General features: G+C 37.4%; 13 protein-coding genes. 8 read left to right on the forward strand and 5 right to left on the reverse strand.

Translation table 11 applies throughout. The annotated features are described in order from the left end of the window. Positions 1-12 precede the first annotated feature (12 nt). The 3 genes from MRY82_00860 to tolQ are packed head-to-tail and all read right to left on the reverse strand — an operon-like array spanning position 13 to position 1873. Positions 13-756: a TonB family protein gene (locus MRY82_00860; protein MCI5071478.1), complete on the reverse strand. Its 744-nt coding sequence runs from the start codon at positions 754-756 to the stop codon at positions 13-15. Between the two features lie 8 nt (positions 757-764). Further along, entirely contained in the window at positions 765-1187 is a 423-nt protein-coding gene (locus MRY82_00865) for a biopolymer transporter ExbD (protein MCI5071479.1), read from the reverse strand. Between the two features lie 2 nt (positions 1188-1189). Beyond that, entirely contained in the window at positions 1190-1873 is a 684-nt protein-coding gene (gene tolQ / locus MRY82_00870) for a protein TolQ (protein ID MCI5071480.1), read from the reverse strand. An 81-nt stretch (positions 1874-1954) separates the two neighbouring features. Between tolQ and MRY82_00875 the strand changes: the two genes are divergently transcribed. From MRY82_00875 to MRY82_00910, 8 genes are all read left to right on the forward strand, one after another. Beyond that, positions 1955-2269, forward strand: a complete 315-nt coding sequence (locus MRY82_00875) for a hypothetical protein (protein ID MCI5071481.1) — start codon at positions 1955-1957, stop codon at positions 2267-2269. Then, complete coding sequence (gene ftsE / locus MRY82_00880; protein ID MCI5071482.1) at positions 2266-2922, forward strand: cell division ATP-binding protein FtsE; 657 nt, start codon at positions 2266-2268, stop codon at positions 2920-2922. Before MRY82_00875 ends, ftsE begins: the two co-directional genes overlap by 4 nt. Next, positions 2919-3812, forward strand: coding sequence for a permease-like cell division protein FtsX (locus MRY82_00885; GenBank protein ID MCI5071483.1), 894 nt, complete (start codon positions 2919-2921; stop codon positions 3810-3812). The genes ftsE and MRY82_00885 overlap by 4 nt, the downstream gene beginning before the upstream one ends. Next, entirely contained in the window at positions 3809-4933 is a 1125-nt protein-coding gene (locus MRY82_00890) for a peptidoglycan DD-metalloendopeptidase family protein (GenBank protein ID MCI5071484.1), read from the forward strand. Before MRY82_00885 ends, MRY82_00890 begins: the two co-directional genes overlap by 4 nt. A gap of 7 nt (positions 4934-4940) precedes the next feature. Continuing rightward, positions 4941-5360, forward strand: coding sequence for a PilZ domain-containing protein (locus MRY82_00895; GenBank protein ID MCI5071485.1), 420 nt, complete (start codon positions 4941-4943; stop codon positions 5358-5360). Between the two features lie 468 nt (positions 5361-5828). After that, positions 5829-8438, forward strand: coding sequence for a hypothetical protein (locus tag MRY82_00900; GenBank protein MCI5071486.1), 2610 nt, complete (start codon positions 5829-5831; stop codon positions 8436-8438). Positions 8439-8512: 74 nt separating this feature from the next. Then, complete coding sequence (locus tag MRY82_00905) at positions 8513-9895, forward strand: sigma 54-interacting transcriptional regulator (GenBank protein ID MCI5071487.1); 1383 nt, start codon at positions 8513-8515, stop codon at positions 9893-9895. Continuing rightward, a complete protein-coding gene (locus tag MRY82_00910; protein ID MCI5071488.1) occupies positions 9892-10182 on the forward strand; it encodes a hypothetical protein in 291 nt (96 codons plus the stop codon). The genes MRY82_00905 and MRY82_00910 overlap by 4 nt, the downstream gene beginning before the upstream one ends. A 75-nt stretch (positions 10183-10257) precedes the next feature. Here the strand turns inward: MRY82_00910 and MRY82_00915 are convergent, their stop codons facing one another. Both MRY82_00915 and coaE read right to left on the reverse strand, forming a co-directional pair. Next, complete coding sequence (locus MRY82_00915; GenBank protein MCI5071489.1) at positions 10258-11511, reverse strand: hypothetical protein; 1254 nt, start codon at positions 11509-11511, stop codon at positions 10258-10260. A gap of 210 nt (positions 11512-11721) precedes the next feature. Beyond that, entirely contained in the window at positions 11722-12288 is a 567-nt protein-coding gene (gene coaE, locus MRY82_00920; protein ID MCI5071490.1) for a dephospho-CoA kinase, read from the reverse strand. Positions 12289-12462: the final 174 nt, after the last annotated feature.

Genomic DNA, 12462 nt, shown 5'->3' on the forward strand with positions numbered 1-12462 from the left:
TAGACCTTTGTTTTAGAGTTTTAAGCTTAGATTAACGATAAATTCTTGTTCAGACAAGGCTTTAGCAATTCCTTGTGGCGGCTGGGGAAGCGGATTCGACTTCTTAACAGCACGTAAGGCGGCACTGTCAAAGCTAACATTGCCTGAAGATTGTTTAACTTTTGGATTTAAAATATTACCTTGCGAATCAATAAAAAAACTAATGGATGTTTTATAGGTATCGCTTTTATTCAACCAATAAAAATTAGGGTAGATATGATCATCAATTTGTTTTTTGTAGCGGCTAAATTGAGGGTTACCCATCAAGCTTCCTTGGCCGCTGGGGCCTGAGGGGACGCCTTTTTTTTCAGTACTTTGGTCAGAGGCAAAGTTATCAAGCCTTGGCGTGGGTTTGATATCTTCTTCTAAGTCCAAAGCATCAATAGCCGATTGGAGCTTGTTTGCATTACTTTTATCTGATTTGACGGGGTCCTTTTTCTTCAATGTCCGGCTCAGAGGATCGGCTTTTGCAGAGGTTTTTTTCTGAACCTTGGGCTGCTGAATTTCTGGCCCAGGTAGTTTATCTTCTGCTGTTTTAGGTGGAGCCATAACAACTTCAGACCATAAAACATTCATGCCTGCGGATTCTTGCTCAATTTTAAAAGTGTTTTTACTTAGCTTTAATGAAAACACGGTAAAAAATAGGAGACCATGCCCAGCAACAGAGAGCATTAGCATGGAGTGAAAAGAGTCTTTTTTTACTCGTTGGTGATGCATGAATACCGTTAGGATTGCTCCGGTCCGTCTGTGACCATGCCCATTTTATTAATCCCTGCATTTTTGACTAAGGCCATGATCTGTACAACAAAACCATAAGGGATGGTCTTGTCTGCTTGTAGAAAAATTTCTTTATTTTTTTTGTTGGCATAAATGGCTTTAAGTTTGCTTTCTAAACGATCTAAAGCAATGGTCTGCCCTTGAATATGAACTTTTTTATATTTATCAACAATTAAAATAATGTCATTTTCTTTAGCGTTGATGCTTTGCTTGGCTTGTGTTTGTGGAAGCTCCACATCAACTTGCTGTTGAATGAGTGGCGCGGCTACCATAAAGATGATCAATAAAACCAACATCACATCCACTAAAGGAGTAACGTTGATTTCTGCTAAAACAGTGTCGCTATCATTGGAGTTGTTGCTAAATGCCATACTTACTCTTGAATTTTTGCCCGTTTTAAAGCGTTTAAAAAATCTAAACCAAAATGCTGCATGTTACGTTTTACTTGACCTAGTAGGGCATTGCAGTAGTTGTATCCGATGGCTGCCGGAATAGCAGCAAACAAACCTAGGGCAGTCGCAATTAAGGCTTCAGAAATACCCGGTGCCACCACGGCTAAGTTTGTGGCACCTTTAGCGCCAATATTCAAAAATGAATTCATGATTCCCCATACAGTACCAAATAGGCCAATAAAGGGGGCAGCACTGGCAGTTGTAGCTAAAAAGCTTAAACGCTTAGCCAAATCACCAGTTTGTTGTGAAATGGATTTTTCAATGCTGCGCTCTAAACTTTCTTTGATTTGTGCAAAGGGAATGCTTTTCATTCGGTGTTCGCCATAACTTTGTTCGAGTTTTTTATATTCAGTATAACTTTGCATGTAGAGAGCTGCTGTAGCACTGTAAGTCATTTGATGCGCTTTCTTATAGGCTGCATCTAAACTAGGTCCATCCCAAAAGTACTTGGAAAATTCATTGGATTTAGCCAGTGTTTTTATGAGTAAAGATCGTTTATTAAAAATAATCCCCCAAGAAACAATTGAAAAAATAACCAAAACCAACATGACCAGTTTAACCACGGGCCCTGCATTTAAAATGAGGTGGGCAATATTAAATTCCATAGATTAAACAAGTTACCAAACCCAAAGGTACTGTCAAAAAATAAAGAATGTGTCTGTCGTATTTTTGTCTGGCTTAATAGGATGAATCTTAAAATACGCCTGGCACTTTTTAAAAGTCTGTGTAAAATACTCAAGATGTTACCGGGCTACAATCATAATTTAAATGTTGAGGGGGTTGTTTTTCATGTTCAAACAGAAGATAGAGGTGGCGTTAGTGCGTATGTAGAAACGCAAGTTTTTGTTAACGGCGCAATTATTCATGTTGAAAAGCTATCTTACAAGCCAAATGATAAACAGGATGATATTATTCGCCTGATGCAAAATCAACACAAGTCGGTTTTAAAAAAACTGTCTCAAAAGTCAATTTTGGCTATGGAGAGATATATCAAAAAATGATTAGTTTGTTTCAAGTCAGTAAAGCCTATACACCTGGAGAAGATGTTTTAAATGGTCTTAGCCTGGATATTCAAAAAGGTGATTTCATTTGTCTTACCGGTAAAAGTGGTGCAGGAAAAACCACTTTATTAAAAATGATTTTTTGTGAAGACTTTCCAGACAGCGGCCAAGTCATCATTGATGGGCGCAATATTTCTCGAGTCAATAGAAGAGATATCGCCCGGTTGCGTCGGAGTATCGGGGTAGTTTTTCAGGATTATAAGTTGATTGATGAGTATACAGTCTATGATAATATAGCTTTGCGCTTACGTATTCTTGGAGAGAAAAAAAATAGTATTGAGGAAAAGGTTGAAGAAATTTTATCCATGGTTGGCCTAGAACACAGAAGAGATCATTTGCCAACTGCTTTATCCGGAGGCGAACAACAAAGAGTGGCCATTGCAAGGGCATTGGTCAACCATCCAAAAATTCTTTTAGCAGATGAACCAACAGGGAATTTAGATGAACAAAAATCCAAAGACATTATTGAGCTATTAAAGTTTATAAACTTACGTGGGACAACAATTTTGATGGTTACGCATAACCATGCATTAATCAACATGATTCACAAACGTCATATTCATTTAGATCATGGCAAAGTGGGTGAGTCATGAATATTTCTGGCTCATTAAAATACTTTGTTGGTCTAGCATTTAAAAGTTTATGGAAAGATAAACGCGTTCATTTTCAATCTATTTTTTCTTTGTATTTGGTATTGATGTGTATTTTATCTTTACTGTTTTTAAGCCAAAATTTGCAACAGACTATTGCTAACATGTCATCTCAAGTACAAATATCCGTTTACATGAATGAAAAAGCAAGTGGCGATGATATCAAGCAGATGCAAAAAGCACAATGTAGAGATAGTTTCATTGATACTTGTCGCATCATCAGTCAATCTGAAGCTAAAAAAAAATTTTTAGACAGTAATCCAAATCTTAAAGCTACGGTTGAACATTTAGAGGGTAACCCTTTTCCCAGTTCAATTGAAATTTTAATCAAAAAAGACTTCAATGATGAAACTGTACTGAACCGCAAAATTCAGTACTTAAAAACCTTGTCACTGGTAGAAGAGGTGGTTAGTGACCAGGTTTTAGCCAAAAAATGGTTTACCATTTTAAAAATTTTGAGATGGGCTTTGGCTTGGGTATTAATTTTTTCTTTTTTAGTTTTGTTAGGGATCACTTCACATGTTGTGGGTTTATTAACGTATATGAAACAAAAACAAATAGAAATCATGAGTTTAATTGGTGCAACCGATGCAATGGTAGCCATTACTTTTATGACTTGTGCTGTGATGAATAGCCTGATTGCTTTGTTTTTAGCTTTAGCTAGTTTTGCTATTTTGCTTAAGTGGTTACAGACCTACTTACAGAATGCATTGAATATGCCTTGGATTAGTTTAAGTTATTTCAATATATGGATATTATTGTTTATGACAGTGTTTGCATTTTTTATTGGTAGTCTTGGCGGTTACCTAGGAGTCAAAAGGTTTTTAAAATGAGTTGGATAAACAAACTTCAAAGTTTGTTATTGCTGGGCTGCATATTTTTTTTTCAACATCAGCTTTTTGCGCAAGAAAATAAAATTAAGCAAATTAAAGGCAAGATAAAACAAGAACAAAGAAAGTTAGCAGAAGTTAAGAGCAGAGAAAATTCTATTTTAAAACAGCTTAAACGATTTGATTTACGTTTAGAAGAATTGCAAGAAGAGCTTAGGCAGGGAAAAAAGAAACTTAAAAGTATCAATCAAAAAATTGCACATATTAAGAGCGATATTGTTAAAACAGAACAGAAAAAAAAAGCTTTAGATCAACAAGTTTCACAGCAACTCAAAGATACGTATAAATATGGTAAGCCACAAGAGGTGCTAGATGTATTTAATTTTGAGGAAGTTCAATGGGCAAGGCGAAACGAAAGAGTTTATCAACTTTGGTTCAAACATCAATATGCCATTCTTTTGCAAAGTGAGAAGCTTTTAGCCCAATTGGAGCAACAACAAAACAAATTACAACTAGCCAAGGTTAAACAAGATAAAAACTTAAAAGAGTTAGCTGCAAATGAAAAAAAACTAAAGCAGCAAAGAATGGAAAAAGACACTTTGTTGAAACGTGTTTTATCACAAAAAGAATTTTATGAAAAAAACATTGCTGAATTAAAAGTTGCTGAAAAAAAAATGAATCGACTCATGCAGTCTTTGCGGTCAAAAAAAATACCAGACAGTCAGTTTGCCAAGCTTAAGGGCGACTTACCTTGGCCAACATCCGGTAAAGTGTTTCAAAAATATGGAGCCCACTACGATCAAACACTAAAGGTTAAGCTTTATAGAAAAGGTATACGCATACGCGCAAAAAAAGATGCGGAAGTAAGGGCTATTCATGATGGAAGGGTGGTTTATGCAGGATGGTTTGATGGCTATGGAAGAGTTGTTATTTTAGATCATGGAAGCGGATACTTTTCGTTGTATGCACATTTGGGTAAGGTGTTTAAAGATAAAAATCAAACGGTCATTGTTGGCGATATTATCGGTTATGTAGGTGATACGGGTACCGTTTATGGCAATCATTTGTATTTTGAATTAAGGCAAAAAGGCTTAACCATTGATCCACTAAGCTGGTTAGAATAAAGTCTATATGTCCCCAAGAAAAACAGAAAAATGTAGCATCACTGCAATGCAATATGGTAGGATGTCAATGATGTTCACGCATGAAAAAAGATTGTCACGAAGGTTTCAAACTAAAATAGCCGTTTATGCAAAAGACACCAAGGGATTGAACTTTGGAGTCATCCGCGATTTATCCCGATCAGGTGCTTACATTGAAACCAATGATTTAAGAAATGTGGGTATGGATTATAGTTTTATTTTATCCAATGGAGTCATTTCTTCTCCAGTGACAGCAAAAATTGTTAGGGTCAATAATGCTTTATTTGAAGGCGGACAGTCTGGTTTAGCTGTAGATTTTTCTGAGAATTTGAGACCCATGGCCAAACGTTTGCGAGATGATCTTATTTTGTACTTGATGAATGAGAAATATCAACGCATGTGGGCTTGAAGTATAGCACCAAAGCAATAAAACATATTATAAACATGGAGTTTCTTATGCTAGTCATGTGAGACAGCCATGTCGCGAATAGAGTCTTGAAAACTAATTCTATCTGTGGTATAAGTGCCTCACTATATTGGGAATAAATAAAAATAAATTTTTAACTACGATTTAATTGCAGGGGGAAGCGCAATTTTTAGACTTGATCTAAAAAAGAATTTAGAGATACACCGTTCATTTTTTTTACTGGTTTTACTTGTTTTAAGTTTAGGTAATATTGGCCGAGCTAAGGCCAATGCAAATTCAAACTTAAGTTATGCAGAAGCACTTGTTAGGCGCGCACATGATCGCGCTATTCAAGTTAACAATGCAGGCATAAACATCAGATATGATCAACGTTTGAATCATATCTTAACTGAGTTGCGTTCTGTGAGAGCTTCTCTTAGTCACGGACAACAAAAACAGCTTCTGATGTATATGGCCGAAAAACATCGTCGTTTACATATACCCAGAAACACATTTAATTCCAGACAGTTTTTTCAGAGCCGCGCTTTCTATGGTTCAGCATTTGTTCTTGGTTTTTTCTCGATGGAGATGATTCGATTTTTTAACAGCCCTTATACGCGTTTTGAAGATTGCATGCATTTGCTGGAGATTATGCCAGAGCTGACCAAACGTTATATTACCTTTAATATAGGGTTTTACTCTTCTCAAGCCATATACAGTGTAATTGCACGATCTTTAACTCAAAAGCTTATCACTCAGAATAGTAGCTTGTTGTTTAATGCTTTGTCCAAACATGTTCAATTATCTGCAGCGGCTACAAAAATTTGGGGCAAGGCTTTTTTAAGAACCACGGTATCCTATGCCGTGGGTTTAATGCTTAACGCAATGCTTTACAATAGAGAGAATAGACAAAGTGACTACTGGCAACAAATGTTTGAGTACACGGGGAGTGTTTTGGTGGCCAATGCAGCCACAGCACCGTTTTTTCTAAAAGCAAGGCATTATGTCAAGGAAATGAAATATTTGCGTTATGTGAAACCCTTGGCAAGAACTGCTAAAGCCGGTTTTAATGCTGGAAAGCATATAGCCAAGACCAACTTTTTTACTCTTTTTGCTATTGGTATGGTTGAGGTTGTTTTGGTTTGGGATACGATTCCTGCATTTTTTCAAGACCTACGTAACGCTGGAAAAGTTGAAGGAGCATTAGGCTGGGAGATGGCTCGAGCCGATGCATTGCTTAAAAATCGTGAAAAAATGCCAAAGTTTCCAAGGAGAAATCAAGTTGTGTGTCAGCAAAGTTTATCGCAACTTCATTTTTATACTTGCGTACAGCAACGTCTTTTAGCCGATGTAAAACATTATTTATTGCGCAGAAGCCTACAGCAAGAGATTAAAGATTTAAAGCAGCTGCAATATATAGAAAGTGTCTACGACACCAATAATAATTATGCCGAATTTATTGGCAGAATGGGGGACGACTTTAAAGTGATCAACCCGTTTAAAGTGGATCGCGGCTATATTCCTTGGGAGCACTACAAAAAAGATATGCATATTTTAATGGAGCGTTATCAAGAATATCATACGGAATTTAGAAAAAAGTACCAGAATGAACTCAACACCTGGATGCAAGAAGTGAATGCTACGCTTAAAGAAGTGCACAGTATTAACATGAATATGATTAGCATGATTTTTAATGCTGAGCATAGTGAACAAAATGTTGCTCAAGTTTTACAAAGCTATGAGCAGATGGCGCAAGATAAAAGTGATCTCATGTTTGATGAGGTCTATAAAAAATCGTCTTATGGAAGGAACTTTTCTAATGATAGACCTAGAGATCATTCTCTTGGTGCTTTGTTGTCAGGTCGCTTTGGTGAAAAAAAACAAAACTACCACAAAGATCGCACCTTAAGTGGAAAAGATTTTGTTGAAAGACTTTTAGAGGTGGCCAATAATAAACTGTGGCTTAGAGATTTAAATCGGATGCCCAACTTAAAACCTGGCGAGCTGTTTAAAGCTTATGCTTATTTTTTATACGATCAAGAGCAGCAACTTAGAAAAAAATTAGAACAAAACCTACCCGATGATGAATGTGAAAAACTACAGGCCATGCTGGCTCAACTATCTGCCATTAAAGTGGAGTTTGAAGTTTTACTTTCTGGTTGGTTTAATGAAATTGAGCTTCCAGATAATAGAAGTTTTAAGCCTGCCAGCGTTCATTTGGGGCAGCCTGTTGCTGTTTATTCTGGAGGTGTTTTTAATGAAAGCGGTTATCCAGGCTTAGAGGCAATGTTTGCCGATGTAAGAGGAGACAACTATGTTGGAGATATCTTCAGTGAAGCCGAGAGTTACTTTTCTGAACTATCTAAAAAAAGCTGGCCTGGTTTGTTTGAGTATGGCGTGGAAAGCTTAGAAGATTTGACGCACAAGTTTAGTACATTTAGTAATAACCTGTCGTCACGCTCTGTAACGTTACAGATGTATGGTGACATAAGTGATGCTGCAAGAATACAAAAAGCTAGAGTGTTAAAGGCTTTGGCTGCTAGGTCGAGTAATGTATTGTTTGAAAAAGACTATGATTTAGACAAGCAAGAGGTATGGGATCAAGTGGGCTTGCATATTTGGGATTTGTTATGGATTAATCGGAACTCTTTGAATAAAAAGAATCATGCTTCTGTAACAGCTCAACAAGACAGTGTTTATCAAAAGATAACTACCTATGACAATGAAACTTCGCCTTGTAGAATGGTTTGGAGAGGTCAGTATGAAAAATACAAGCACTTTTTCTATGATGAATTTAAAGAGGGGTTAACCTATCTTGGATTTCAGTGTACATGGAAGGGATGCCAGCAAGAAGAAATTTCTAATATAATCAATCCAGAAGAAAGTGTTGCTTGGAAAATATACGATAATTCAGCCATTAGCTTTCAACTGTTTAAAAAGCGTGCGGATCAAAGTTTGGGGATTAGCCCACAATATGATGCACAAGGTAATTTAGCTTTATCTAGCACTGCATTTCAATCGATGTTAGTGCGTTTTAAGGGTATGATGAATAATTTTGAGCAACGTTACTGCATGCAGTAAAAATAGAAGTGTATGCGACATCAACTCCCCACTTTTTTATTTCTTCTTTTTAAAAAATGTGTAAACTAAAGACTATGGCCAATGACACAAAAATAATTCGTTCTGGTGAGCAACCCACTATGCTCATGATACCCAAATGTAAAATAGTTGTAACCGATAAAAATGAAAAAACATCAACCCATGAAATTGATAAAGGTAGGATCGTAATTGGAGGCTCTGAAAGCTGCGACCTACAAATTAAAGATGATACGGTTTCCAGGCAGCATGCTGAAATTATCAAAATGAAAGAAGGTTACCTTATCCGTGACCTTGATTCTACCAATGGTACTTATGTGGGAGGACTCAAGGTTAAAGAGGCTTATTTATCACCGCAATCAATTATAAAGATTGGTAAAAGCAGTATTCAGTTTACCCCTTTGGATGAAGAGCTGGAAATTTATCCGTCCAAAAACGATCATTATGCCGGTCTCATTGGTAAATCTTTGCAAATGCGCAAGATTTTTGGGGTTTTGGACAAAGTATCTCCAACCAATGTCTCTGTGGTGATTACCGGTGAAACGGGTACTGGGAAAGAATTGGTGGCCAAAGCCATTCACGACACCTCTAAGCGCAATAAATCACCTTTCATTGTTTTTGATTGCGGGGCTGTTGCAGAAAACTTGATAGAGTCTGAGCTGTTTGGTCATGAAAAAGGATCATTTACCGGGGCTACGGCCACGCGACAAGGGGCATTTGAGTTGGCAGATGGCGGAACCCTATTTTTGGATGAGTTGGGTGAGCTGTCGGTTGATTTGCAACCTAAGTTGTTAAGAGCCCTTGAGAGCGGAGATATTAAAAGAGTAGGGGCGGACAGAAGTAAAAAAGTCAATGTCAGGGTGGTGGCAGCCACCAACCGCAATTTGAAAGAAGAGGTTAAGAAAGGCAATTTTAGAGAAGACTTGTATTTTCGTTTATCCGTGGTGGAAGTGCACTTGCCGCCATTGCGTAAGCGTAAAGATGACATTAAACTCTTGATTGATCATTTTTTTGAGTTGGCCAAAGCCGATAATCCAGATAAAAAAGTGATTTCCATTGGCCATGATGCCAAACAATTGTTGGAGGGCTATGCCTGGCCAGGCAATATCAGGGAGCTAAAAAACGCCATTGATAGAGCTTACAGCTTCTGTGACGGGCATGAGGTCATGGTTGAGCATTTACCGGATTATATAAGCGGTGGTGGAGCCGCCAGTGCTGACACCAGTACAGGTTTTGCTTTGGGTGGTAGTGGAGTTGATACGGATTTGCCTTTTAAAGAAGCCAAGGAGCGTTGGGTGGAATCTTTTGAAAAAGACTATCTCATTGATTTACTTAAAAAGAATGATCTTAATATTTCTAAAGCCGCCAAACAAGCCGGGATTGATCGAAAATCCGTGCAGCGCTTGCTTAAAAAGTATGATCTGAACGTTAAAGATTTATGAAAAAAGACATTGAACAAGCATGGCTAAGCTTTAAAGATATACCTTTTCCTAAGGCAGCGCTTAAAAGCTTTGATTTAGTCAGTTTGGATAGCTTTATGGCTGGTTTGTTGGAGAAATATATAGATTCTAAGTTTGATCGTGAAGACGTGCTGTTGTTAAAGCAGCTTTCTATGGATTTGGAGTTGAAAATCAATTATCTTAAAAGTGAAAACACACCCCAGCAAGATTTGATAGACTATTTCAGTCAATTAAGAGTCATTGTACAGCAAGTGGAACAACGGTTTTAGCATCGATTGAATGAACAATAAAAAAGGCCATGCATAGGTGCATAGCCTTTGAGTTGGATAAGTTTTTGTGGTTGTTTAACACCCCACTTGAGCACTGTTGGCGTTACAGAAAGTACGTGTGCCACTGTCTGAACCGCTGCTAATGTGTAAATATTGTTTTTGAAACTCCTGTCTGTTACTAAATGAGTTTTGACTGTTTTGAACTTCAGCACCACTGGTGCCAGGGTTCTTATTTTCTAAGACCTGGTTGTTGGTTGCAGAATTTCCAAATTCAGTATCTGTAAACATGGCACTGGCAACATTAAAGTTATCCATGCCCAAATCAAGCTGATTATTTGCTGCATAATAACGCATTTTTTTGGGTTGACCATCGACATAAATGGTGTACTCATCTTCAGGTTCTAAATTAAAGCTGTTACCTGCTTTACTAAATCCCATATCTTTGGGGTTGAATGGGTAAACATGAAAAGTTTGCGCATTATGCAATTGAAATGCAATGTAAGATTGCTCTTGAGAGGCTGAATTACACTTAGCATAAAAATTGGCCGCAGTAATAGTTATGGGCTTTTCATGCGAGTTGTATTTAGATTTCATTTGTAAAGCTATTTTGGTATCTGAAGTATTGTTGTCGTTACTCGCATCGTGAACGTAGGAAGCATTAAGACACATCAATAGTTTTTTTCCGTAAGCTATATTTTTCATTGTGGCAATGCTTTCACCTTTGGCTTCCAATTCAAATTGTAAAGATGCAAGACCTCTGTATTCTCCGGACGGTACATTGCCCATAAATTTCTTCAAAAACAAACGATGTTTCTTTAAACTTCCTGAATTGATACTGCTTTCACCGTCAAGAGGTTTTCCGCCCGGGCTGGTAACATTTAAAGCTTTTTTGGCATAGGTTTTTAACCATTCACCATGAATATTTTCATTTTTTAAATCTTTCACAATACTGAGAACTTCTTTCCCCACTACAGCCAACAAAGCCCCCCAAAATTGACCACCATTTTCTTCTACCCCTTGTTGCTCGTTGCAAGCTAAAGAATCTGCTTGGGTTATTGGGGTTTGGCATTGATCAGTGAAACCTGCAGTTGGGTAAGTTGTTGAACATTTGCCATCGGGTTCAACATAACCGCCAAGGGCTAAACATGTTTCTTCATTGTAGAGTGCCATAGCGTCTTCAGGGTTATCACCATTTTGCAGTTTGTGAATCCCTGAACCGTAGTCCGGTATGGCAGGTGCACAGAATGTTAAGCTTAGCATAGAAATAGCCAACGCCCCATGAGCTATTATTGTTTTAAGTGTTGCTTTCATTTTCATTTTCTCATCCATGCCTAATTATATAACAAGATGCATGCCAAAAGTTTTCTTATCTAAATAGTTGAAATTAAATGTATAAAATACGTATCGTGGCTGTGCAAAATTTAGGCGTCTTTACTTTTTTTGGGACATGAGCGGCTTCAAAACAAAGATAATATCAACATAGGCTTGAACATAGGTTTTCTAATGGGGCAATAGATAAAAGGCTTGCGTGGATTGGATTTATTTCAAGTCCTCTAGCCATTGCTCAATGGAGTGCAGGAGTTGATCTTCTGTGCCATTGTTATGGATGACATGATCAGATTGAGATTCTTTGTAAGCCAGGGGCAATTGCTGTTGAATAATTTTTTCTGCCATTTCCGTGCTGTGTTCATCTCTTGCCATCAATCTCTCTAGCTGAACTTTGGGACTGCATGAGATGCAGCATACATGGTCAAAAGGGTAAATATGCCTGGATTCAAACAACAGGGGAATGACAACAAACAGGTAGGGGCCTTGCGGCTTTTTCTGAAAGCCTTGAATTTTCTGTAAAATGTTGCGGTAAACGCGGGGGTGCAGATGCTGTTCAAGGATATGTTTTTGTGTTTCGTTATTAAAAACAATGCTTCTAAGCTCGCGTTTATCTAAAGTACCAAAGGTATGAAGAATAAAATTTTTTGTTTCTTCAGTGTTATAAAGCGCTTTAACCTCTTCATCAGCATCAATAAGGGGGTGGCCAAGTTGAACTAGATATTTGGAAACCATGCTTTTTCCACAGGCAATTCCGCCAGTCATTCCAATAACTTTCATAGATTGAAAATCATACTACTGTTTGCATATTTTCAGTCAAAGAAAAAGTAAGTGTCCATCGCTTTTGTGTCAAAACAAGTGTTAAGGTATTCAGCATGGATTAAAAAAGACGGATTTTTTTCTAAAATAAATAGATATTGACCAAAACACTGAAAGACTCTAGATTGCTCGGGT

This window comes from bacterium (genome assembly GCA_022763185.1).
Taxonomy (GTDB): domain Bacteria; phylum Bdellovibrionota_G; class JALEGL01; order JALEGL01; family JALEGL01; genus JALEGL01.

Bases quoted from the DNA above. Each gene is read 5' to 3' on its own strand.
- MRY82_00860 (MCI5071478.1), bottom strand. From the start codon at position 756: ATGCATCACCAACGAGTAAAAAAAGACTCTTTTCACTCCATGCTAATG.
- MRY82_00865 (MCI5071479.1), bottom strand. From the start codon at position 1,187: ATGGCATTTAGCAACAACTCCAATGATAGCGACACTGTTTTAGCAGAA.
- tolQ (MCI5071480.1), bottom strand. From the start codon at position 1,873: ATGGAATTTAATATTGCCCACCTCATTTTAAATGCAGGGCCCGTGGTT.
- MRY82_00875 (MCI5071481.1), top strand. From the start codon at position 1,955: ATGAATCTTAAAATACGCCTGGCACTTTTTAAAAGTCTGTGTAAAATA.
- ftsE (MCI5071482.1), top strand. From the start codon at position 2,266: ATGATTAGTTTGTTTCAAGTCAGTAAAGCCTATACACCTGGAGAAGAT.
- MRY82_00885 (MCI5071483.1), top strand. From the start codon at position 2,919: ATGAATATTTCTGGCTCATTAAAATACTTTGTTGGTCTAGCATTTAAA.
- MRY82_00890 (MCI5071484.1), top strand. From the start codon at position 3,809: ATGAGTTGGATAAACAAACTTCAAAGTTTGTTATTGCTGGGCTGCATA.
- MRY82_00895 (MCI5071485.1), top strand. From the start codon at position 4,941: ATGTCCCCAAGAAAAACAGAAAAATGTAGCATCACTGCAATGCAATAT.
- MRY82_00900 (MCI5071486.1), top strand. From the start codon at position 5,829: ATGGCCGAAAAACATCGTCGTTTACATATACCCAGAAACACATTTAAT.
- MRY82_00905 (MCI5071487.1), top strand. From the start codon at position 8,513: ATGGCCAATGACACAAAAATAATTCGTTCTGGTGAGCAACCCACTATG.
- MRY82_00910 (MCI5071488.1), top strand. From the start codon at position 9,892: ATGAAAAAAGACATTGAACAAGCATGGCTAAGCTTTAAAGATATACCT.
- MRY82_00915 (MCI5071489.1), bottom strand. From the start codon at position 11,511: ATGGATGAGAAAATGAAAATGAAAGCAACACTTAAAACAATAATAGCT.
- coaE (MCI5071490.1), bottom strand. From the start codon at position 12,288: ATGAAAGTTATTGGAATGACTGGCGGAATTGCCTGTGGAAAAAGCATG.